19 protein-coding genes are annotated in these 25262 nt (G+C 35.1%); 15 read left to right on the top strand and 4 right to left on the bottom strand.

What is annotated here, in order from left to right; translation table 11 throughout:
- Window positions 1-140: 140 nt before the first annotated feature.
- Window positions 141-1259, top strand: a complete 1119-nt coding sequence (locus R9X47_RS18750) for a leucine-rich repeat domain-containing protein (RefSeq protein WP_432662554.1) — start codon at window positions 141-143, stop codon at window positions 1257-1259.
- A 64-nt stretch (window positions 1260-1323) separates the two neighbouring features.
- Here R9X47_RS18750 and R9X47_RS18755 read toward each other — a convergent pair whose 3' ends face one another.
- The 3 genes from R9X47_RS18755 to R9X47_RS18765 are packed head-to-tail and all read right to left on the bottom strand — an operon-like array spanning window position 1324 to window position 3703.
- A complete protein-coding gene (locus R9X47_RS18755) occupies window positions 1324-2262 on the bottom strand; it encodes a hypothetical protein (RefSeq protein WP_432662555.1) in 939 nt (312 codons plus the stop codon).
- 33 nt (window positions 2263-2295) lie between these two features.
- The gene (locus tag R9X47_RS18760; RefSeq protein WP_432662556.1) at window positions 2296-3159 is read right to left on the bottom strand and encodes a tyrosine-type recombinase/integrase; all 864 of its coding nucleotides are present in this window, start codon (window positions 3157-3159) and stop codon (window positions 2296-2298) included.
- 28 nt (window positions 3160-3187) lie between these two features.
- Entirely contained in the window at window positions 3188-3703 is a 516-nt protein-coding gene (locus tag R9X47_RS18765; RefSeq protein ID WP_432662557.1) for a helix-turn-helix domain-containing protein, read from the bottom strand.
- A gap of 354 nt (window positions 3704-4057) precedes the next feature.
- Here R9X47_RS18765 and R9X47_RS18770 point away from each other — a divergent pair, with 354 nt between their 5' ends.
- The 6 genes from R9X47_RS18770 to R9X47_RS18795 all read left to right on the top strand — a co-directional run bounded on the left by R9X47_RS18770 (window position 4058) and on the right by R9X47_RS18795 (window position 16630).
- Window positions 4058-6904 (top strand): S-layer homology domain-containing protein, encoded by a 2847-nt coding sequence (locus tag R9X47_RS18770; protein WP_432662558.1) that lies wholly within the window; start codon window positions 4058-4060, stop codon window positions 6902-6904.
- Between the two features lie 172 nt (window positions 6905-7076).
- Window positions 7077-8696, top strand: a complete 1620-nt coding sequence (locus R9X47_RS18775; protein ID WP_432662559.1) for a S41 family peptidase — start codon at window positions 7077-7079, stop codon at window positions 8694-8696.
- Window positions 8697-8999: 303 nt separating this feature from the next.
- Window positions 9000-10892, top strand: a complete 1893-nt coding sequence (locus R9X47_RS18780) for an Ig-like domain-containing protein (protein ID WP_432662560.1) — start codon at window positions 9000-9002, stop codon at window positions 10890-10892.
- Window positions 10893-10952: 60 nt separating this feature from the next.
- Window positions 10953-12485 (top strand): S8 family serine peptidase, encoded by a 1533-nt coding sequence (locus R9X47_RS18785; protein ID WP_432662561.1) that lies wholly within the window; start codon window positions 10953-10955, stop codon window positions 12483-12485.
- A gap of 142 nt (window positions 12486-12627) precedes the next feature.
- Window positions 12628-15939 carry a preprotein translocase subunit SecA gene (gene secA / locus R9X47_RS18790; protein ID WP_432662562.1) on the top strand — a complete coding sequence of 1104 codons (3312 nt, stop codon included), beginning with the start codon at window positions 12628-12630 and terminating at the stop codon, window positions 15937-15939.
- Between the two features lie 19 nt (window positions 15940-15958).
- Entirely contained in the window at window positions 15959-16630 is a 672-nt protein-coding gene (locus R9X47_RS18795; protein ID WP_432662563.1) for a DUF6042 family protein, read from the top strand.
- 149 nt (window positions 16631-16779) lie between these two features.
- On the opposite strand, the gene R9X47_RS18800 is transcribed toward R9X47_RS18795, so the two are convergent.
- Window positions 16780-16929: a hypothetical protein gene (locus tag R9X47_RS18800; RefSeq protein ID WP_432662564.1), complete on the bottom strand. Its 150-nt coding sequence runs from the start codon at window positions 16927-16929 to the stop codon at window positions 16780-16782.
- A 301-nt stretch (window positions 16930-17230) separates the two neighbouring features.
- Here R9X47_RS18800 and R9X47_RS18805 point away from each other — a divergent pair, with 301 nt between their 5' ends.
- The 8 genes from R9X47_RS18805 (at window position 17231) to R9X47_RS18840 (ending at window position 25256) form a co-directional block, all read left to right on the top strand.
- Window positions 17231-18385 carry a TolC family protein gene (locus tag R9X47_RS18805; RefSeq protein ID WP_432662565.1) on the top strand — a complete coding sequence of 385 codons (1155 nt, stop codon included), beginning with the start codon at window positions 17231-17233 and terminating at the stop codon, window positions 18383-18385.
- Window positions 18386-18573: 188 nt separating this feature from the next.
- Window positions 18574-18882 carry a hypothetical protein gene (locus R9X47_RS18810; RefSeq protein ID WP_432662566.1) on the top strand — a complete coding sequence of 103 codons (309 nt, stop codon included), beginning with the start codon at window positions 18574-18576 and terminating at the stop codon, window positions 18880-18882.
- A gap of 55 nt (window positions 18883-18937) precedes the next feature.
- Entirely contained in the window at window positions 18938-19984 is a 1047-nt protein-coding gene (locus tag R9X47_RS18815) for a V-type ATPase subunit (protein WP_432662567.1), read from the top strand.
- Window positions 19985-20068: 84 nt separating this feature from the next.
- Entirely contained in the window at window positions 20069-22036 is a 1968-nt protein-coding gene (locus R9X47_RS18820; RefSeq protein WP_432662568.1) for a V-type ATP synthase subunit I, read from the top strand.
- Between the two features lie 38 nt (window positions 22037-22074).
- Window positions 22075-22497, top strand: a complete 423-nt coding sequence (locus R9X47_RS18825; protein WP_432662569.1) for an ATP synthase subunit C — start codon at window positions 22075-22077, stop codon at window positions 22495-22497.
- Between the two features lie 8 nt (window positions 22498-22505).
- Window positions 22506-22811: a V-type ATP synthase subunit F gene (locus tag R9X47_RS18830; RefSeq protein ID WP_432662570.1), complete on the top strand. Its 306-nt coding sequence runs from the start codon at window positions 22506-22508 to the stop codon at window positions 22809-22811.
- Window positions 22812-22841: 30 nt separating this feature from the next.
- Complete coding sequence (locus R9X47_RS18835) at window positions 22842-23471, top strand: V-type ATP synthase subunit E (protein WP_432662571.1); 630 nt, start codon at window positions 22842-22844, stop codon at window positions 23469-23471.
- 18 nt (window positions 23472-23489) lie between these two features.
- Window positions 23490-25256, top strand: coding sequence for a V-type ATP synthase subunit A (locus tag R9X47_RS18840; RefSeq protein WP_432662572.1), 1767 nt, complete (start codon window positions 23490-23492; stop codon window positions 25254-25256).
- Window positions 25257-25262 lie beyond the last annotated feature (6 nt).

Consider the following 25262-nt stretch of genomic DNA (forward strand, 5'->3'; position numbering starts at 1 on the left):
ATGGGTGAAATATCATTTGAAGTAATTAAATGAAATAGATGAGACTGATAAAATAGAATAGTATATATTAACAAAAGCTTCTTCCTATATTATAATAAAATAAGAAGTTTGTTGAAAAATGGAAAAGGGGGAAGAATTTAATGAAAAAGGCATGTTGTTTAGTTCTAGTATTAATTTTGACATTTTCACTAATAATTCCAGTAAATGCAGTTCAGCTCGATAGTAAAACTGATGTACCTTTAGATAAGGTTTGGATAGTAAAATTTGACAAAGCACTTAATGAAGATACTGTGAACTCTGAAAATATATTTATTGAGGATTCATCAGGTGGAAAAGTAGATATTTTTGTGAATTTAAATGCAGGGAATGCCAAAGAGGTATTTATAGTAGCTAAGGATACATACGAAGCAGGAGAAAATTATCATATAAATATAACTCAGAACGTTAAATCGGTGTCTGGGAAATATCTAAAATATCCTGTGACAATGGAGTTTGAAACAATTTATATTAATCAACCTCCAATCGTAGTTAAGGAGATCGATGATCAAATAGCAAAAGAAGGCGAAGTTATAACTATAGATCTAAGTGAAGTATTCTCAGATCCAGATGGTGATTCTTTAACATATGCGGTAACGGAAGGAGAACTCTACGGAGATGTCTTTAGATATACGGTAGAGGACTTAGACGAACCAATACATAATATAACAATAGGGGTGACCGATGGTGAGGAGTATGCCTTTGAAACCTTCAACGTTATAATAAATAAAGAGGTAGAGTTTGAAGAGAGTGTTATAGAAGATACTATAAGGGATATTATAAACAAACCTAGTGAGAGCATATATTCTAAGGACCTGGAGGGGATAACTGAGCTAGAGTTAATTAACGAAGAGATATCTAGTTTAGAAGGATTACAGTATTTGATTGGATTAAAGGATCTTAATTTAGCCTCCAATGAAATAAGCGACTTGACTCCGCTGAGTAGTCTTATAAATCTGGAGAGTTTGGATTTGAGGAGCAATGATATAGATGATATTGACCCTCTAGGAAATTTAGTGAATTTAAAAAAACTTGAGATAAGTCATAACCAGATTGATGATATTACGGCTCTAAAAAAACTAAAGAATCTAAAGGAATTGTACATGAGCTATAACGATATTGAGGATGTGTCTCCTTTAGGCAATTTGGAGAATTTGGAAATCGTAGATCCGTTACATAATCCTATTGAAGATTTTGATCCAATAAAGCATTTGTTCGATTAAGATAAAAGTGGGTGTCTCATAAGAAAACTTTATGAGACACCCATTAACTTTTTTTCAATTTGTCCTATGATGTAAATAGGGCATTTATTTCATTGTCATAACCATACTTTTTCAGAAACTCAATGATTGCAACTTCAAAAATCTCTTTTTGACTGATATTTTTTTCTTTACTAAATTCTTTGACCAATTCTGCTAATGGGTGTGACATGCAAAGAGATTTTGTTATCGTTACTCCACCTGCTACATATCGAGGAATAGTACCGCCCTCATTGATTGCAAGAAGTTGTATTAGTTTATCTCTATTACGATCAATCATTTCAAGCATAGGTATAAGCTTTTCCAATCTATCGAACTTAGATAGATCAGTATTTGAGCTAGGAGTGTACTTAGGTCTGTTTACACTATAATCATCCTCGAAGGAAGAAACATCCTTAGTCGGTATTTCTGTATAGATTTCCTCGTCCTGTGTTTCTTCAATTGAAATCTCACCCTTTTGGAGAATGTAATTCTGCTTATCACTTGACCAGACATATCCTTTGGACTTCATATACATAGCCATTGTTCTATGATCCTTTATGCCGACTCTTTTGGCTATTTCTCTAGGATCGATACCGGCAGCAAATAAAGCCAAAACTCGTTGTACCTTAGAAGTACTTGCGGAATGTATAGGCATAAGGTTTGATTCGGATTTTAATACATATATTTGTTTAACGCTCTCCCATCTATAACCTCGGCGTCGCATATACATATCTAGAGTTCTATAGCTTTTATGACCAAGCTCTTGAGCCAGTTCTTCTCTGGAGAGGCCCTCCATTAACCTTTTAAGTATGTACTTATCATCATAGTCAGCAGATTTACCATTTTGCACAGCAGCAGCCACTTCTTCTGAAGAAATGTCATCAATTAAATCTTCTAATATATATTCGTCATCATAATAGTCAGCTTTGTCATTGTACAAATCATTATCATCATCATGGTTGCTGTTAGGCCGATTTGGCGACATAAAATTCACACCTTTCATAGTATTTTGATGGTTTTATAGCACATTTATGGCTTCACTTAGATCATCCATATCAGCATGGGTATATACTGAGGTTACTTTTAGGTCGGAGTGACCTAGTAGCTTTTGTAAATGTACCAGATTTACTCCGTTTTTTATAAGATTGGAAGCAAAGCTGTGGCGTAATATATGGGCTGTGACATGTTTTTCCCATCCGAGCCTTGAAGTGGTGTCCTGTAATACACGATTTACATATGCAGAGCTTAGACGACCAGTTTTTTTTGTTGCAAAAAAGTAGTTGCTATCTACTTCTGGGCGTAGGCACTCTAAATAGTTTCTAAATACTTCAAGTAAATTATCGCTGATAGGTATTTTTCTATCCTTTTTTCCTTTACCATTGATAACATGTATTATTTTCTTTTCGAGATTTACATTCTTTAGACTTAGGTTTAGACATTCGCTTATTCTCATTCCTGTGTAATATAGGGTTTGTACAACGACCTTGATTAGAGGATGATGTATCTCTTTTATAAACTGCTCAGCTTCGTCTATCGATAAGTATGTTCTTTCCTTTTTTTGGAGTCTGATTGGTTCCAATAATACAGCTATGTTTTTCGGACAGAATTCTTTATTATGGATGTATTTCCAGAATGACCTGAGTGTATAGAGGTTTCTACTCCGACTGGCAGGCTGTAGTCCCTTCGTTTCTTTTAACCAATATAAATAATCCTCGATATCAGCAGTACAAATTTCATCTATATATAGGGGACAGTTATATTTTTTAGCTAGGAAATGTTCTAATGATGATAGGTCTGAGATATATCCTCTTATAGTCTCCTTACTTTTGTCCATGGTTATCAAGTATTGCTTATATTTTTCTATGGCTTCATGGAGCAGCATTTTTTATCTCCCTTCTTCTACGGAATTGTTAAAGCATTTGTTGTAATCCATTTCTTTTAATCCAGTCAGATGTATGAGCATCAATAAAATTTATGAAACTGCTTTTTATTGTTTCGTCTGACTCACTAAATAAAGATAATATCTTTGTTTTTAAACTCCTTGAAAATCTCTCTATAGCTCTAGTCTCACATTGTAAGATTTCTCTATGGATTTCTAATCCTATTGCTCTACTGAAGCTTTTCCTCTCATGAGGTAGTTTTCTATATAGTGTAGTACTGTTTGTATATAGATCTCTAATACTGTTATTTCTACTTTGGGTATCGCCTGTTAAGGCTTCATCTTGAGAGTCGTTTATTCCGTATATTAGATAAATAATAGGTACATTTAGAATCTTTGAAATGGAATGGACTAACTCAATATCAGCAGAGGATTTACTTTCAATCCTGGAAATAGCTGATCTACTCATACATAATCGTTCTGCAAGGTCTTGTTGTGTCATATTTAGATGTTTTCTTAAGCTTTGAATATTTTTTCCAACGTGCATAGTGTAGTCCTTCTTTACTATATTATTTAGTATGTATTGTATAAAAACATGGTAAAGGTAATGACACTATATGTCAACAGATTTATGTAGAAAAATGTCACATTAGACATAATTCGACAAAAAAACTGTTTTTACGACACGGAATTCTTTGGATATTAAAGGACTATATGTGATATTTTAAATAAATATTGGGTTTTCTATTCAAATAAAGGAAAAGAGGCTCTAACTAAATATTGCTTTATGTGTAATAAATTTACATTAAATTAAGATAGAATTAAGGAATAATTTCTTGCATTATGCATGGAAATTAAATTATAATGGTTAAGATATAACTTATATTTGGGAGGAAATCAGATGAATTTTAAGAAAAAAATTCTTCTTTATTTTATCGCAGCTTCTGTTTTTGTTACGTCTAGTAGTATGAATATTTATGCTGCAAACGCAACTACTAATAATACTGTAGCAAATGCACAGGATGCTAACGCGGCTAATACACAATCTGCAAATCCAGAACTTGATAAAAGGATAAATTCATCCATAAATAAACTGATGGCCTTTGGAATTGTAGAGGGAAAAGATGATGGACAATATCATCCAGAGGATCAGCTTACTAGAGAAGAGTTTACGAAGATTATGATTGAGGTACTGGGAATGGGAGATGCCGTTGATGCAGCTCCGAAGGACTTGGTTTTCAGAGATATAATAATAGCAAGTAGATGGGCAGTTGGATATATAAATCTGGCAGCAAGTCAAGGAATTATAAATGGTGGTGGCGACGGTTTATTTAGACCTAGGGATAAAGTGACCTTAGCTCAGGCCGTTACTATAATTCTTAGATCTATAGGATATAGGGAAGAGTTTTTGAGTGGGGAGTGGCCCAATAACTATATCTTAAAGGCAACGGAGCTTGGGCTTCTTGATGGAATTAAGATGGATAAGAATGACCCTATCAATAGAGGGATTGCAGCACTGCTTATAAACAATGCTATGGAGATAGACGTTATTAAAAGCTATCCCGATGGACGAGGTTTCTATGTAACGGATACGACCTTGCTGGAGGACAAGCAGAACCTATATAAACTAGAGAAAATAGAGATTAGAGAAAAAGATATAATTAATAAAGATATTAAGGTAAGTATTGAGTTTACAAAAGACACTTACTACAAAAATGATAAATATAAGAAGGGTGATAGAGAAGAGTTTTTACTCAGGAATGAATTTAGCTCTGAATTTTATGTAGGAATTGAAGCAGATATATATATAGATGAAGATGATAGAATACTTTATATTGACTATGACGATATAGATGGTTATGGAAATACGGTTTTTGTAAACGAAATAATAACTAACGGGTATGATGAAAAGCCTTCTGGCAAGATAAAACTGTCAGGAAGAGATGAATATGTTGAGATATCTAAAAGTAGTGATATATATGTTGACGGCGAGGATATAAGTGATGGGGACTACGAAGAGTATTTAGATGAGAATGTTTTTGGTACATTCATTGTGGAGGATGATGAGCTCAGTTATGCTAATCTTCTATCGTGGGAAGAGATGAATCTATATGTAAAATCCGTAGACACATCTAAGAAAATACTCAACATTGTTGATACAAGTGATGGAAATGAAAGGGAGATTGAAGCTGAGGATTTACACGATGACCATAAGGTCTATTTGATTGAGGCAGACAAAAAGACAGAGATAACCTTTGCTGATATAGTAGTAGGTGATGTTATAAATATAAGTGAAGAACAGGAAAATAAAGAAGTATATATATATGTGTGGAGAAATAGTGCACAGGGAAGAGTTTCAAGATTGGCTGGAGGAAATTTTGGTCAAAGGATATTCTTCTTCTTCAGTGGAGATCAAACAAAGAACTATTTCTCAGATAATTTTTCATACTCCTATAATAATGGTAAAAATGTATCAAGGGAAAAGGATGAGACTGTTGTAGCTGTTAACAAGCTGAGCGAGTTCTATAATGAACAAGTAACTGTATATAAGAACTGGAGAAATGAAGTTGTATATATCCAGGGTAATTTCAATACAAAATCAGATTTATATGGAATATTTAGAAACTATATATCTGAAGCTGAGGGAAAAATCCAGATATTTACTAAAACAGGGTCTATAACTACCTATGCATTTGAAGAGATTGAAGAGTATGGGAGAATGAAAGCAAATAATATCCCTGTGGGAAGCATAATTAAGTATTCGATAGGAAAGTCATCAAAGCTTAAAAATCTAAGCGATAATATTGAAGACGATATAATAAAAGTAGAGGAAGGGAAAGATGTTATTAAAGCAGGGGATGACTTTGGAGAAGACTATGTTATTATCGATGGTACAAAAATAAGTGTGGATTCCAATACTGCTTATTTTGATTATACATCTAAAAATGCATATAGTCTGAAGTATCTAAAATGGAATAAGTTTAAAAATAAACAAGTTCTTGAAGATGTTGATGTTATAGCTGAGGTAGAAGATGGTGTGTTAAAGGTATTGGCTATTTGGGACAACATGGAAGGTATACAAGAGGATCCAATAGCTGGTTATGCCCTCAATCAATATAGATTGGGTAGCAAGAATTATGTTGAAGTAGATAACGCTGTCTATCCATCACCGCTGCAGTTTCAAATAGATGATGATTATGATGACTTGTTATTAAACGGTAGAGTAGTTTTATATGGGGTTACTTCCGATAATAAATTAAAGTTAGTGGAGGATGAAGAAATAGAATTTATCTCTGGGCAGGTTGAATCTGGAGAAAAAAATAAAATCTATATTGATGGTGAAAAATACAGGATTTCCGATGAAACTCAAGTATTTAGAGGATACGAAGAAGTAAGCTCCTCTCATCTTAAAAAATCTGATCTAGTAGCTCTTTATGTTGAAGATGGTGTTATATTGGTGGCAGAAATCTTAGATTCTGAGGATGCTACAAGTTTTGAAGAAGGAACTTTAAAGGATATTGATAGTGACGGTTTCACAATAGAAATAGATGGAGAAGATGAGGAATTTTCTAAGAGTATTGAAATTGATTATATATTTAAAAATGGCTATTTAGAGGTTTCAGATAAAAGTAAAGATATAACTGAAGTGCTTGAGGAGAAACTGGGTAATGATGAGCCCACTATTAAATTCATGTATGATAAAGAAACAGATGAGATATATAGTATGTGGATCGACGACTATAAGTAAGAAAGAGTAGGGAGGATTTCTCCCTATTTTTTTTTATAATTTTTGAACTTGTATCATGAATTTTGCAATCGATAAATATATATATTATAGGCTTGAAAATCATACAAGAAGTTTTTAGTTTTTCTGTATGCTATAATTATTAATAATCATAATATCTTGTGGAGGACTATTGATGAAAAAATCCGATCTGTTTAAAAGAACATCTATTTATGCATTAGCTATTTTAACTATATGGATGGCATTATGTATTCCTTCATTGGCACAAAGCAATACTATCGAGGAAGTTGCGTCTTTGCTTGAATACCTTTATGTTGATGAGGTTTCTGAGAGGGTTCTCGAAGCCGATACAATTGAAGAAATGATCGAACTACTGGATGATCCCTATACCATGCATTTTACGGCTGAAGAATATGAGGAATTTATAAACTCCATGGAAATGACATTTACGGGGATAGGAATCTATTTGGAAATCGTTCCAGAAGGGGTTTTGATATTATCTACAATCGAAGGCTCTCCAGCCAAGGAAGCAGGTTTTAAGTCGGGCGATATAATAATCGAAGCTGATGGGATAAGTATGGAAAATACTTCGTCTGAGGAAGCTGTGGTTATAATTGGTGGAACTGAGGGAACTAGTGTTGAGCTAGTTGTTAAGCGTGAAGATGAAGTAATTAAGAAATCGGTAATACGAAAAAAGATAGAGATTCCCACTGTTAGTGGTGAAGTTTTAGATGGGCATATAGGGTACATAGATTTAAATTCCTTTGCAAAGGATACTGGAGTGGAGTTTGGAGAAGTAGTTGACGAGTTGCTTGAGGATGAAGATGTAGACAGTTGGATTATAGACCTTAGGGATAATCCTGGAGGTTATTTAGATGCATCTTTGGATATTGCTGGTTATTTTATCGGAGAAAACTTAGTTCTACAAATGAAGAATAAGGAAGAGAGTGACTATGGTGGGTATGCCATGGATCATGATTATACTATAGATGATCCTGTAATTTTCTTAGTTAATGATTATAGTGCCAGTGCGTCTGAGATCCTAGCAGCGGCAATGAAGGATTATGAAAAGGGTGCATTAATAGGTAAAAACACCTATGGGAAAGGCAGCGTCCAGGCGATGTACGATCTTTCTGACGGAAGTGTTTTAAAGATGACTGTATATAGATTTTATTCCCCAGAGGGTAATGGGATAAATGAAGTTGGAGTTGCACCGGACTTGGATATATCTGAGGATTCCTTACTAGTTGCAGAATTGTTGTTGGGGGATTCGGGAAGTGAAGAGGATAAGAGTGGTTATATGCAGATTCAGATAGGACCTAATACATTTGAAATAGATATGGATAAGGCTAGAGAAGATGAATACTGGGAAGCATTTAACGATATACTTAGGGAAGCCGATTCCGATATGGAGATTAAAAGAGGAAGTGAAACAGGATGGGAAGATGTTACGGAGGATGAGATTGAGAATAGCTATAGATTATTGTATCCAGAGTATAGGGTTTCAGATAAGCTTTCCGATGTTTCTGCTAGCAAGGAATTTACAATTAGATTTTCCGATGAAGTTGATATGGATACAGTGACTGAAGAAAGCATAGAACTCATAGATATAGAGAACAGTGAAAGGGTTCCACTAGATTTTAAAGCAAAGGGAAATGGAAAGATTAGGGCTATTCCTGATGAAAGCTTAGAAAATGGGAAAAGTTATTGGCTGATAGTTCATGATTCAGTAAGGGGAGAGAATGGGAGTAGGTTGAATCAAGGAGTATTGTGTGAGGTTTTAGTTGAGAAATAAGAAGGCAGAGGATTGATTCTTCTGCTTTTTTTGTTGCTGGAAAAATCGATTTTGAGGGCTTGAGATTGGAAAACGTGACAAGGGGACAGGCCCCCAGACACGCTGGGAAGAGCGCATGTCAGATGGGCCAGTCCCCTTGTCACATTTTCATCCTCGGTAGCTATACACGGCTTTTTATCAAGGTGTTTCAGTCTTTTTTTAAAAAATGTATTTTTTTGGATATTTTATATAATTACATACTTTTAACAAATTAGTGTGATATAATAAAATGATGATTACGACAGTTTATGGGGGGATTAGACAATGAATTACAAGAAAACAATGATTCTTCTATTGAGTCTATTAACTGTGTGTATTAGTTTTAGTACTGCCTTTGGAGACGAAATAGAGGAGTATAAAGTTAGAAGTTGGGATATAGAGAAGTATTATTTAGATATTGACCAGGATGGAGAAGATGAGACGAAGATAGTTATAGATAGGGAAGATCAGGAGATATCTATAGGAGAAGACGAGATAAGTTATGATGGTTTTTTATATGATATCCTATATGAGGACCTAACCGATGATGGAAACTTGGAAATAGTAGTAGCTACAAAGGATGAGGGGTCTAGTTCGCTGCTAAGCTATAGGGTATATAGAATGGAAGACGATGAATTTGAATCAATCTTTAGAAGAAGAGATATTTATAAAGGCGTAATTGAAGTCGATGATGGCAGGATTATTGAAAAAATGCCTCTATATAGTGGTGATGATCCAAATGGTTATCCAAGTGAGTATCTGATTAGAGAGTACATATATGATGAAGGCGATTTCGAGCTGGATGAGGAAGATACTAAGGATATAGAGGATATGGATATAATAGACAAGGGATCTGAGCCTTCAAGAAAATACAATAAATATTATGAGAATCCCGATAGAGATGAAATGGAAGATATAATTGAGGCGGTTTCCTTGGACAAGGGTATTCCACCGGTTATATTGAAGGCTATAGCATATACTGAAAGTGGATTAAGGCAGTTTGAAGATGGAGATCCTCTTGTAAGCTTTGACGGTGTTAGTTATGGGGTAATGCAGGTAACTCCAAAGGTGCATACTGCCTATGATGAGGAAAAACTGAAGTACGATGTAGAATATAATATTGAGGCTGGAGCCGATATACTATTAAGTAAATGGAATTATGCTTTTAGAAGCAACCCAATAATTCCTAAGGTAGGAGATGGGGATCCAAGGATATTGGAGAACTGGTACTTTGCTATCTGGGCATATAATGGATGGTCTGAAAGCAACAACCCTAATATGATACCATATGATCATATATCCTGGGTTCAGAGAAAGGCTTATCAAGACAAGGTTCTTGACTATGCTGAGGATGAGTTTGACGAGGAAATCACTAAGATAGATGAAGATGATCTACCTGAGACTGGTCTACCCGATGAAGATGATGACTTTGATACACCTAAGCCAAAGCATAAAGGGGAATACAAGACCTATGACTATGGTGATATCATTATAAATATGGCAAAGAGTGGTTTGGTGCTTAGAGATGATGACTGGGATAAGATTGAGACTATATCACCTCGAGTAGCTATGATCACCCTAGCTGGCCCTGAGTACCACAATGGATATGTAAGATATAAGGTGAGAACTGTAGATGAGGATAGAGAAGACGAAAGTATTGGATGGGTGGCTATGAACTGGACTAAGTCCATGAGAGATAGCGATGTTAACGATGATGGTGAAACCGATCTAGATGATGTGGATGAAATAATGGATAATATAAATGAAGATGAAGATCTAGATATATTGGATATAAATTACGATAATGAGATAGATGAGTATGATGCACTTTTAGTTGAGAGGGAATATGAGATTGCTACGATCTGCGATGGTTTTGAAATGCTAGATGAACAGAAGGATGTCTCAGATAGTAAGGACTGGATAATAAAGTTTAATCAGAAGTTAGATTCCGATACTGTAAATAATAAGAACATATACATAGAAGACAAATCGAGTGGCGAAAAGGTTGAAACTAAGGTAAAGCTTCAGAGTGATGGTAAGAGCGTTAAAATTTACGCTCCTGATGAAGACTACATAAGCGGAAATACATATATTATAAAAATTGACGATGATGTTGAATCCTATAAGGGAAAGGAATTAAAGAAGCCTGTGGCAATGGAGTTTGTAATTGAGTTTTAGATAGATTTGGAGGAGTAAGAAAGATAAACTAGAGGATCGATAGAAACTGGAGGGGGACTTATGAAAAAAATAATTGCTGTGTTATTAATGTTGGTTATGGTAATGTCTTCAAATCTATATGCCTTTGGAAATGAAGATGAAAATATACAGGTAGATGGTGAGAATGGCTCAGAAAAAAGGCTATTGATAGTATATAAGGAAGGCGCCTCAAGAGCTATGCAAAGAGTGGCAGATATGGACTCGAGTTTTGCTGAGTCAATTGAACCCAGGATAAAGACAAGCAAGAGATTAGAGAATATAAACATGGAGATTATAACTATTGATGAAAATGAAGATGTACAAAGTGTAATTGACGGGTTAATGGAGGATGAATCGATAGAAAGTGTGCAAGAGGATGTGAGAAGAGAGTATTTATCCATTCCTAATGACCCATTATACAACTTGCAGTGGGGATTAACTAATGAAAATATAGATGTTATAAGGGCATGGGAACTCTTAGAAGGCGGCGATGAGGTTGTAGTGGCTGTTGTTGATAGTGGTATATATGCTGAACATGAAGACTTGGAGAGTAGAATCGTCTCTGGAGGACGCAGTTTTTCATATCCTTATAGCGACAGCAATACTAATGACACAAACGGTCATGGAACGTGGGTGTCAGGAGTTATTGCTGCTCAGACAAATAATAATACGGGTATAGCAGGAGTTTCAGGAGAGTTCAATGTAGGTATATTGCCTTTAAAGGTAGAGCCTACGGGTATAGATGTAGTATCAGCTATTGACTATGCAGTATCTATGAATGTTGATGTCATAAATATAAGTATGGGGGGCTCATACTATGAAGCAGAAGAAAAGGCTATTCAAAGAGCAATCAATAATAACATAGTTGTTGTAGCCTCAGCGGGAAATGAAGGGCATGAAGAGAATAAGGTTCAATACCCTGCTGGTTTTGGAAGTGTCATTTCCGTTGGATCTATAGATAGCAATGAAGAGATATCATATTTTTCTAATTATAATTCGGCTGTAGATCTTGTAGCTCCAGGAGAGAGCATATTTACTACTGATGCTGATGGAGAATACAGCATGGTAGATGGAACTTCCTTTTCATCGCCTTATGTAGCAGGGATCTGTGCGATGCTGAAATCTATGGACAAGTCATTAACGCCTAGTGAAATTGAAAATATATTAACTAGTACGGCTATAGATAGAGGTGAAGAGGGGAAGGATAATTATTATGGTCATGGGATCATAAATCCAGTAGGAGCTATTAATTCGATATTAGTAGAGGATGAAGAATACGAATACGTTAACGATATGGCAAATGTACCACTAGATAAGGAATGGACAATAAAGTTTAATACTGAGCTGGATTCTGATACTGTAAATGTTTCTAACATATATATTATTGACTCAAAATACAGCTTTGTGGATTGTAACCTGAGCTTATTGTCAGATAAAAAGTCAGTGACTATTATTCCAGAAGCTAATTATAATCCCGATGAAGAGTATAGTTTAATTATAAATCAAGACGTTAAGTCTACTAATGACAAAAATCTTGTTAAGAGTGTAAGAATGAAATTTACAACTGAAGACTAGTACTGAGGTATTTTACAATTACTTTACATTTTGAAGAAAGATAATAGGCTATTCTTTTAAATTTGTATGAATAGTGGTAAAATGAACTTTAGTGGATATACCTTCGTAGGTTGTTTTCATACAAATTGCTAGGAGGAAAAGAATGAAGAAGTTCATAAAAGGTCTAGTCGATTCCAATGAGAGGAATCTAAGACAGCTGGAAAAGAGAGTTGAAAAGATATTATCATATGAGGATACGCTAAAGGAATTATCCGATGATCAACTTAGAAATAAAACCGAGGAGTTCAAGGAAAGGCTAGAAAACGGTCAAAGCCTTGATGATATATTGGAAGAAGCCTTTGCGGTTGTAAGAGAAGCTTCTGACAGGGTACTAGGAATGAAGCATTATCCAGTACAGCTAATGGGTGGAATAGCTTTACATGAGGGTAAAATAGCTGAGATGAAAACCGGGGAAGGAAAGACCCTTGTGGCTACCTTGCCTTCATACTTAAATGCTTTGACTGGTAAAGGGGTATTTGTAGTAACGGTTAATGAGTATCTTGCTACAAGAGATAGAGAAGAAATGGGTCAAATACACGAGTTTCTAGGACTAAGCGTAGGTCTTATTGCTAGAGAAATGCAGCCTAAGGAGAAAAAGGCTGCCTATGAAGCTGATATAACCTATGGAACTAATAGTGAGTTTGGATTTGACTACCTTAGAGATAATATGGCTGTACTTAAGGAAAATGTGGTTCAGAGGGATTTGAACTATGCTATAATTGACGAAATCGATAGTATACTAATAGATGAGTCACGTACTCCGCTTATAATTTCTGGTCAAGGAAGTAGACCTTCTCAGTATTATATTACCGTTGATAGATTTGCAAAGAGTCTTAAGGAAGAGGATTATGAGTCTAACAATGATAATAAGATGGTTACTTTAAGTGATTCAGGGATGGATAAGGCTGAGAGGGTTTTTGGTCTTGAAAATATCGCTGATGTAAAAAATATGGAATTACTACATCATGTAAGACAAAGTCTCCATGCGAACTATGTTATGAAAAGGGACCAAGATTATGTAGTTAAGGATGGAGAAATTCAGATAGTAGATAAGTTCACTGGGAGACTTATGCCTGGAAGGAGATTCAGTAGAGGTCTACATCAGGCTATAGAGGCAAAGGAAGGTCTTGAGGTTCAAAAGGAATCAAAGACTTTGGCGACTATAACCTTCCAGAATTATTTTAGAAAGTTTGAAAAACTGGCTGGGATGACGGGAACTGCCTATACCGAAAGGGTAGAATTTAAAAATATATACGGTATGGATGTTATGGTTGTGCCAACTAATAAAGAAATGATTAGGATCGACCAAGAGGACAGGATATATAAGACAAAGGCAGAGAAATATAGGGCTATTGTAAATGAAATAGAAGAAAGACATATGCAGGGGCAGCCTATACTTGTTGGTACTATATATATAGATGAATCAGAAAAGGTAAGCGAGATGCTAGAGAAGAGGAAAATTCCTCATAATCTTCTCAATGCAAAGCAAGATAAGGGTGAAGCTGAAATAATTACACAGGCAGGTCATAGAGGAGCTGTCACTATAGCTACCAATATGGCTGGTAGAGGAACCGACATTAAGCTTGAGGAAGGTGTAGCGGAATTAGGTGGGCTTTTGGTACTTGGAACCGAAAGGCATGATTCTAGAAGAATAGATAATCAGCTTAGAGGTCGTTCTGGTAGACAGGGTGATCCAGGTGAATCAATATTCTATATTTCTTTAGAGGACAATCTTTTTGAAAAACTTGGAACAGAGAAAATGGAAAAGACTAAAGAGTTGGTAGAAAAGCTCGGAGCACCTGATGATGAACCTATACATGATAAACTGGTGTCTAAGGCTGTTGAAAATACTCAGAAGACAATTGAATCTATCAATTTTAGAATTAGAAAAAGTACATTAGAATTTGACCAGATTTTAAATAATCAAAGAGAAACCATATATAATGAAAGAAACAAAATATTGAATGGTGAAGATATGAGTGATTTCATCAAAACCATGATGAAAGAAACTATAGAAGATGTTGTTGAAGGTTATACAAATGAGCATCCTTATCCGGAACAATGGGATTTGGCAGGACTCCAAGATTATTTGGATACGAAGCTTAGTTTTAACGGTAGAGTTAGTTTAAAGGATTTAGATGTCGATGAAGTAGTAAAGCTTGATAAAGAAAAACTTAAAAATACTATAATTGATGAAGGTCTTGAGATATATAGAGAGAGAGAAGAGGTTAGTGGAGACTCAAAGTTTAGATATCTAGAACGTCTAATCTTCATGAGAAATATTGATAAGAAGTGGATGGAGCATCTAGATATAGTTGAGCAAATCAGACAGGGGATAGGATTCCAAGGAGTAGGTAAGGAAGACCCTGTTAGAGTCTTTAATAGAGAAGCTTTTGATCTGTTTAATGGTATGCTTCACGATATAAAGGAAGAGACGATAAGATATATATTTGCTCTTAAGAAAAAGGAAGAAAAGCAATCTGATCAAGTAGAGCAGATTACAGCAGAAGAACGAGAAAGAAAATTAAAGGAATTAGAGGATAAATATAAGGTAAATATGGAATACTTAACTAAGATACCAGCAAATTATCCTAAGATTAGTTTTAATGCTGATATTAATGCCACAGAAGAGATTGAGGTAGAGGTTGGTCTATATTATTTTGGTGATGGTATAGAGCAAGAACTGAGTGAATATGATCATAAGCTCAATGTCAAAGGAGTATTCCCAATAGAATTTGAAAAGGCCAAGGACAAGGATTGGAAAATGGGATGGTACCAGGCTAAAATCTTTGTTGGTGGAGAAGAAGCTAGAAATATAAACTTTGTAGTAACTGAGGCTGTGGATCTTGAAGCGCTACAAAGAAAGCAGGAGACTCAGCGAAGGGCAGATGTAAGCGTGAAATTCTTCTCAAACCAATCTCCTAAGATTACCTTCAATCTAGAATTAAAGGATTATGAAGGGGATAAGGTGCAAGCTGCCCTGATATTTAATGGAGATAAAAACAATGTTTCTAAATTTGAGATACCTATTAATGATGCTAAGGCAGGGATCAATCTTCACAGACCTGAAAAAGGATGGAGAAGTGGATTTTATCAGCTTGTTTTAGGAATTACAGGTAAGGGACAGATAACTATACCGTTTATGATCGTTAGTGAATTTAAAAGAGACCAAGAAGAATTGAATATACCATTCAATATTAATATGCCTGAAGGTAAGGCTGTAGAGCTTATTGGTCAATTGGTTTACATCGAAACAAAGCAGCCGGTAGCTACTGTTCCAATTAGGATAGACAAGGCGGGAAGTCTTAATATTCAACTTAAAAAACAAGAAGCAAATTGGAAAATAGGAAGATATGAGTTTAGACTGATTGCTGGAAAGCAGATAATATTAACAAAACACTTCTTGATAAAATAGAGAAAAGGGGAGAGTTTTTATGAATAAGAAGGGTACTATACAATTGCCTAGAGAGATACATGAATATATGTGGGTGCGCTATATGCCTGAAACTACTTATAAAATGTACTTACTGATAGGTTATTTAATGACAGAGAAAATTAAGGGAAAAGAAGCAACGACAAAATTATTAGGTGCAAAGCTAACTGAAGATAACAAAATGCCACAGGTTATCGAAGAAAAGAAAAGACTCCTTAACAAACTTGGATTTAAATATCCTGAAAATAGACAAGATGACTTAAAGTTGCTTTCAGACTTCAAACTTATTAAGATTGGAAAGGACAGTGAGGATGATATTGTATATGTGTACAATATCCCTGTTCCAAAGCCAGAAGAGGTTTTAAATCTTGATGAAGAAGAGATTAAAGCAGTAGAAAACATTAAGTTTGAAATAAAGCATCAGAATGCCTTTAATATGATATTAACTTTACTTATTAATAACAATGGAAATCTGATGGCAACAGTTGATCATATCCAGAAGACTACTAAGGTAAAATTAACAGATATGAAGCTGGTACTTAAATACTTAGTAGATGAAGGGTCTATTTCTATTAAAACTCAAAAAGACATGGATAAGCTTAAAAAAGCAGATAAGATTTTCATTAAAATAAATGAGGACGTTTTCGAGAAGAAGCGACTTGTACTGGAGTAATCAAAACTGAGGGGATATAGAAACCCTTCGTTTCGGTCGAATTTGTCTTGGAAAAATGGTTTCAAAAAAATACAAGCTTCCTGAAGTTTTTCAGGAAGCTTGTGCTTATCATGATGCAATAAGAAGGGCCCTAAAACTAAAATATTAGTCTATGTGGCTTGACTTGCTACATTGTTTAAAAAAGCTATTTTATTTTTTGTCAATTCATCATATAGCTGGTCATCGATTTTACCGTTATCATGGAGTTCATCGCATACTGCTATAAATTCTTTTACAGTATCAATCAGTTCTTCCTTCATAGTTTACCTCCTGTATAACATATTTAAGGAATTTGAAATACCACTACATACTACCCCTAGCGATATCAGTTTCTTTATAATATAGTATGAATAAAAAACGGACTTTATAAACTATATTTAAAAAATATATGTGGCTGAGTGAGAAAATATTCATTTTATGAAAAATTTATAGAAATTTAATAAAATATTAATCTAATATTGATAAAATTAAGGCGCCAAAAGATTGACATGAAAAATAGAATAGTTTACAATATTAGTATAATTGACCGATGGGTCACTGAATTCTAAGGAGGTTAAAAAGTTGAAAAAGAAAACTAAGTCAATAGTTTTAACAGCAGTTCTATCTTTATCTTTGCTAGGATTTGCTACAGCAGAATCAACAATAATTAATAGTATGGATTTCCAAGGACAGGCCATCGAGCTGACTTTAGATAAGGCTATAGAAGTTGGATTAGAGGACAATGTCACAATAGAAAAAAGTGAAATTGATATTGAAAAGGCAGATGTAGATGCTGATAAGCTTAGCAAATCAATAAAGAAGGCTAAAAAGGCTTCAAATTCTTATGCTCAGGAAGGAACTATATCGAATATAGAGTTGATGAAGATTCCTGATCTTCAGGAAGCATTTTTGGTAGATAATGCAAAGAGAAACCATGAAGTAACAATAGTAAGCTTAAAATCAAAGATCGAAGAGTCATATTTCCAATTGTTACAGGCTGAAGAAATGGTGAGTATTAATAAAGAAAATTTAGAGATAACTGAAGACCTTTATAATAAAACTAAGCAAAAGTTTGATTTAGGATTAGTTACTAAGCAGGAAGTTTTACAAAGCGAATTTAATGTTCAGGAAGCAGAGAACAAGTATAGAGCTTCACAGGATACAGTTAAAAAGGCTACAATGGCATTGAATGTAGAGCTTGGATATGATGTAATGACAAATATAGAACTTAAGGATGAACTAGGGTATAAGGATTATGAAGGAACTGATTTAGCTGAGGCTATTTCAAAAGCATTAGTTACTAGAAATGAGATTAAGGCATCGGAGTATTCATATGAATTAGCAAAGCTAAAATTTGATGCAGCTGATAAGAAGTATACTGAAAATGTATTTGACCATAGAGATGCTACTGTTACTTTAAAGAAAGCAGAAGAAGATTTAAAGAATACTAGAAAGCTTATCGAAATGGAGATTAGAGTTAACTATTTAGATGTATTACAAAAGCAAGAAGATATCAAAGCTGGAGAAAAATCTGTGGAATTAGCTGAGGAAGCTTTAAGACTTACTAAATCATCTTATGATGTAGGGATGAGTGTATTAACGGATGTTCAAAAAGCTCAGAACACTTTACTTTCAGCTAAACTTGGACTTTCTCAAAATATATTAGACTACAATCTTGCTGTACTTACCCTTGAAGATTCAACTGGAGTAGGAAGAACAACTATATCAGGAAATTAATATTGGATAGAGATTTTCGAAATAGAGTAATTTAAAACAAAGCCTTCTGATGAAGTGATATCAGAAGGCTTTATTTTTTTATGAAGAAAAACTATTCAAAAAATTTAAAATGTTTAAAAACTTTAACAGGAATTTATAATAGTAATATATAATATACAATATATTAAGCCAAAAAGAGGTGATTCTATATGGAAAATATCATAGATAAAATAGTAGATATAGATAATAAGGCCTTAGACATAAAGACAAAGACTGAAAAGTTAATAAATGAGAATGGGAAAAAACTGAATGAAAAATTATTAGAGATAGAGAAAAAAGAACTAACGAAGGCTAAGGAAATAGGCAACAAGAAATATAATAAACTTTTAAAACAAGGTCAAAATAAATGTAATGAAATGAAACTGATGACTAAAAAAGAATGTGAGAGCCTTGAAAGTAATTTCCAGAAAATCCATAAGAAATTGGAGAAAGAAATATTTAAGGAGTTGTTTATGTAGATGTGTGAAAGGAAGGCTAGACTAACCCAAAAGACTATCATTAGGATGTGAGGGTATGGGGAATGTAAGAAGGTTTGCTTCTATAAATACAAAGATTAGGGCACTTGAAGGAAGGTTGTTGTCCAAGGATGACTATAGGAATTTGATAGCTGCAGGGTCTGTTAGGGAAATTGCTGACTATTTGAAGGATAATACTGCCTATTTTAAAGTGCTAAGGGATGCTGATACATATACTCTACAGGTAGATCAATTGGAGCTTTTATTAAAAAAGTATATTGTAGGACAATATGAAAAGCTAATACATCATTTTACTGATGAATATAGAAAACTTTTTAAAATCCTATTTATTAGATATGAGATAGAGGACTTAAAGCTATATTTGAGGGCTATCAATAGGGGCGAAGATTTAGGTTCTGTAAAGGAATTGATAGTGTATTCGGGAAGTTATAGTACGGTAGACTATGAAGCTCTTAGTGATTCTAAAGGTTTACAGGAGTTAGTAGATAATCTAGAGGACACGATTTATTATAATGCGCTGAAGGCATATGTAAGTGAAGACTCTCAGAGAAGGATGTTTTATATGTCCATGTCTCTTGATAGACTTTATTTCAAGCTTCTAAGTGAACAGATAGAGAAACTCAGTAAAGAGGATAGAAATATCCTCAGAGAGCTTCTTGGTAAAAACGTAGATTTACTCAACCTACAATGGATTTATAGGGGATTGAAGTTTTACAAGCTCACGCCAGAGGAACTTGTGAACTATACCCTGCATTACGGTTATTATTTAAATTATAAAAGGATAAAAGAACTGTGCTATACAAAAAATGAAGACGAACTGATAAGCAAGATGATAGATTCGAAATATGGTTTTTTATTTGATAATAGGGATACTCTTGAGATTTTTATGGAAAGGCGTATTGAGAGGTATTTATATTTCTTGTTTCTTGATTATAAGAAAAGAGAAAAGATGAATATTATTGAGTCTGTTGTATTTATGCACCTGATGGAGTATGAAATGAGGGACATAATATCAATAGTAGAGGCAGTGCGGTATGGAATGGATAGAGAGGCTACGAAAAAGTTTCTGGTTAGAAAAATCTAACCCAGAGTATTCATGGGAAATTCAAAACGACTTGCACATTTTTAAACTTTCCATAAAGAATCTGGGTTAAGCGGGAGGTGTTTTATGGCTGTCGAGACAATGGAAATGCTTAATCTTGTTGCACCTATCGAGGAAATAGATAATATAGCGCGGGAGGTAGTTCTTCTTAAAAATGTTCATATTGTCAATGCGCTAAATGAGATAAACGAGAGTAATTTTACTTTGTGTGTGTTGGAAGAAAACCTCGATGAACTTGTGGATATGTGCACTATAAAGCCCTATAAGGATGAGAATAATTATAAGAATATAGGAGGAAAGATTAACGATTTAATTGATTTCTTCGGTCTTGAAAGGCTCGTCAAAGAGGAATATATAGAGGAAGATTACGATTTTCAGGGCTTTACTATGGAGATAGAAAATATTTACTCTGAGGTTCAAAGGGTTTATGGAGAAAAGGAAAGTCTGATTGAGGAACTAAATAGTATAAAGGAGTTTGATAGTCATATACATCATCTAAAGAAAACGAATGTAGATTTAAGTGTTTTGAAGGAGCTTAATTTTTTTAGTTCGAAAATCGGGATATTGTCTAGAGAAAATATGAATAAACTTAAGAAAAACTATGAAAATATTTCTGCGATTGTTTTACATATAGGAAGTAATACGATAGGGGAAGTGTATCTGGTAATCAGCCCGAAGGATCTTGAAACTGAAACAAACAGGATACTGAGATCGTTGAACTTTCACGAGTTAGATATTCCGGAGGAGTTTCTGGGGACACCTGAAGAAACTATGTTAAATGCAGAGAATAAGATTGCTGAGAATAACACAAAACTAGAGGCTGTAGAGAGTAGATTAGGTGAACTTAAGGAAAAATACGGTTTGGTGGTAGAAAAGGCCTATAGCAGACTAAGGCTCCAAGAGGAGATGAAGAAGGTAAAGAATCAAACGGCTTCTACCAATAGTTTTTTCTATCTTTCGGGATGGGTACCGGTTCGTGATAAGAAAAAGATTGAAAAGAGCTTTGAAAAGTACGGTTATAATGTACTGATAATGTTTAAGGAGGTCTCGGAGGTTCACAAATACATAATACCACCTACTAAGCTAAAGAATAATAAGTTAACCTACCCCTTTGAGTCGCTGGTAAAGATGTATGGTGTACCATCCTACAATGAGATAGACCCAACATTATTCCTAAGTGTGACCTATATGTTTTTATTTGGAGCTATGTTTGGTGATGTTGGTCAGGGACTGGTGCTATTTTTAGCGGGGATATACTTTAGCAAGAAAAATCGGAAAAGCTTATATGGTGGAATATTAACGAGACTGGGGATTAGCTCTTGTATTTTCGGAGTTTTATATGGAAGCATATTTGGCTTTGAGCATGTAATACCTGCCCTGTTGGTACATCCTATAGAGCATATAGATTTTATGCTGATGGGGTCGGTTGTGATAGGTGTAGTGCTACTTGTGATGAGTTTTGGATACAGTATTGTCAACAGATTGAAGCAAAATGATATAAAGGAAGGCATATTTGGAAGAAATGGCGTGAATGGACTGATATTCTATCTGGCCCTACTGACTATCATTGCAAAATTTGCTACGGGAAGGGAGATAGTACCTTCTTATATCGCCTATATAGTAATATTTATTTCTCTAGTTCTTATTGTGGTAAGAGAGCCACTGAGTAATCTGATACTTAATAAGAGACCTCTATATCATGAAGATGTATCAAGTTATTATGTGGAAAGTGGATTTGATATTTTTGAAACTCTACTCAGTATGATGAGTAATACTATTTCCTTTATAAGGGTAGGAGCCTTTGCCCTTAATCACGTTGGATTATTTATTGCATTCCAGACAATGGCTAGGATAATAAATAATTTTGCTGGAAGTATAATAATTTTCCTTGCAGGAAACATTATCGTTATTTTTCTTGAAGGATTGATAGTGTTCATTCAAGGTCTAAGATTAGAGTATTATGAGCTCTTTAGTAAATATTATCAAGGTGAGGGTATTGAGTTTAAGCCAGTGAAGGTAGGGGATAGCCACTAGCTGCTAGTTACTAGTAAATAAAATTGGAGGGTTTTATTATGAAATATATTTTTGTTTCTTCTACAATTCTTGTTTTGTTAACGATAGCTTCTGGAATAATCATGACCTATGGGGACTATGAGACATCGAAGGCTAAGCTTAAGAAGGTTTTGAAATTCAACTTGTTTACTTTTATTCCATTGATGCTTATAGCTCTTATTGTTCTTATTCCAGATATAGTTTTGGCCTTTGGTGAGGGGCAGAGTAATCCGTCGGGTTTAGGTTATCTAGCCGCGGCTCTATGTACTGGAATAGCTACTTTAGGAGCTGGATATGCCGTTGGTTCCGTTGGATCTTCGGCACTGGGAGCTGTATCTGAAGATCCCAAGATACTAGGAAAGACTTTGATATTTGTTGGCCTTGCAGAAGGGATAGCTATATATGGATTAATTATATCTATACTGATTCTTGGTAAGCTGTAGGTGATGGTATGAGATCGTATTTAATATGTGATGATGAGGATATACTGATAGGAATGAGACTCGCAGGAATTGAAGGGGCAATAGCTAAAACTAGAGAAGAGACTTTAGAAGTGTTTGAGAGGGTAGTTTCTGATAGCAACATAGGTATTGTAATAGTGACTGAAAAAACTCTTTCTAGGGCAGAAGAAGAGATTATGAAGGTGAAGCTGGAGAAGGACTATCCCTTAATTATAGCAATACCAGGCAAAGGTGAAGAAAAGAGAGAGGATTATATAGATAGATATATACGTGAGTCGATTGGAATTAAGGTTTAACTAGGAACTCTATATATTTGAGGTGTTTGTATGATTACTGTAGAAGGAAAACTCGATGTATTTACAAAATTGGTCCTTGAGAAGGTTCAAGGTGAATATGAGGATAAGAAAAGGGAGATAGATAAGAGGAACAATGAGGTGCTTGTAAAGCATAGAGAGGCTATTAAGAAGAAGGCTGATAAGATAATTGATGATATGACGGGTAGAGGAGAAGTGGAGAAAAATCGTCTGGTTTCAAAGGCTAAAATCGAGAAAAAGAGGGCTGTTCTAAATAAAAAGGAGGAGCTTTTGACCAACTTTGTAAAGAAGATAGAGAAGATGGCTTTTCAGTTTACGTATGAAGATGGCTATGGAGAATATCTGAGAAGTAGCTTGGTTGAAGTCTTGGAAAACCTTAAAAGTAAGGAGCATATAGCTTTATATATAACAGATAGAGACCAGGAGCGGTTTAAGAAGATGCTGGAGGAATTGATAGAAACTAGAGGCTCTAATGCTGATAAGGTGGAGATTCTCAGCTTAGATCGGGACTTTATAGGTGGAGTAATTGGTGTAGATGAGGAAAAAACAATTAAGGTTGACTGTTCGATTAAAACTAAAATAGATGATAACAGGAGCTTTATAGGTCGGATTTTGTATAGGGAGCTTGCGGATAACGGCTAGTACTGGCGAGGTGATTGGATGGGTAAAGAAGGTGTTATAAAACTCATAAATGGGCCTGTGGTAAAGGCAGGAAATATGGCTGATTTTAAGATGCGTGAAATGGTTATGGTAGGGAATAAGAGGCTTATAGGTGAGGTAGTTTCTATAGATGGGGATGAAGGCACTATACAGGTTTATGAAGAGACTGAGGGATTGAAGGCAGGGGAAATGGTAATGTCAACGGGCAAGCCTTTGTCTTTAAAGCTTGGGCCAGGTATGATAGGAAACATTTTTGATGGTATTGAGAGACCCCTTGAAAAAATAAATGAAATTTCCGAGGGTTTTATTGCCGAAGGTATAGGCCTTATATCAATTGATGAGGAAAAAAAGTGGTCTGTTAAAATCCTTGTAGGTGAAGGAGATGACCTACGGCAAGGCGATATATTTGGCGAGGTAAAGGAGACCTCTTTGGTAACCCATAGACTTCTTGTGCCTCCAGGAATAAATGGAAGGGTCAAGTGGACTATAGACGACGGAGAGTATAATATTGAAGAAATATTGGTGACCTTAGAGGAAGAGGGAGGAAATGAGCGGGACTTAAAGATGTATCAGGAATGGGCGGTAAGGAATCCAAGGCCGGTTATGGAGAGACGGCCTATTGATATCCCACTGATTACAGGACAAAGGGTATTAGATATATTTTTCCCTATAGCAAAGGGAGGAACGGCTGCTATACCCGGTGGCTTTGGAACGGGTAAAACCATGACTCAGCATCAGCTGGCAAAATGGTCAGACGCCGATATCATTGTGTATATTGGCTGTGGTGAACGTGGTAATGAGATGACTGAGGTTTTGGAGGATTTCCCAAAGTTGATTGATCCTAAAACGGATAAACCTATAATGGAGAGAACTATTTTGATAGCTAATACGTCTAATATGCCAGTGGCTGCTAGGGAGGCAAGTATATATACTGGAATAACCATGGCTGAGTATTTTAGAGATATGGGGTATCATGTTGCCGTTATGGCGGATTCAACTTCAAGGTGGGCAGAGGCACTGAGGGAGATTTCGGGAAGGCTTGAGGAGATGCCGGCTGAAGAGGGCTATCCTGCTTACTTACCATCAAGGCTAGCAGAATTTTATGAAAGGGCAGGTTATGTTACTACTTTAAATGAACAGGAGGCGTCAGTAACTATTATTGGTGCAGTTTCCCCAGCTGGAGGAGATTTTTCAGAACCGGTAACTGAAAACACAAAGAGGTATGTAAATGCATTTTTGGGTCTGGACAAAAAGTTGGCCTATGCTAGGCACTACCCGGCTATTAATTGGCTCACAAGCTATAGTGGATATATTAAGACCCTTGGGCATTGGTACGAAGAAAATGTAAGTGATGATGTTATAGACCTTAGAAATAAGTTTATGAAGATACTTCATAAGGAGGATAAGCTACAAGAGATTGTGCAGCTTGTGGGTGAGGATGTTTTGCCAGATGACCAGAGGCTTATTCTTGAGATTGCAAGGGTTGTAAAGACAGGATTTTTACAGCAGAATGCCTTTCATAAAATAGACACCTATGTACCTATAAATAAGCAATATGAAATGCTCAGGCTTATTGACTATTTATATGAAAGGGCATATGAGGGTATAAAGAGGGGTGTACCAATATCTCAAGTTAAGGATAAGAGAATCTTCAATGAAGTAGTCAAGATGAAGTATACCGTTCCGAACGATAATCTCGGTAGGATAGAAGAATTAAAGGAAGAAATAGATGGATTTTATGATGGACTTTTAGGTAAGTATGAGTAAACTAAA

Origin of the sequence: Wukongibacter baidiensis, assembly GCF_050888315.1 — a bacterium.
GTDB classification, from domain to species: Bacteria; Bacillota; Clostridia; order Peptostreptococcales; family Caminicellaceae; genus Wukongibacter; species Wukongibacter baidiensis.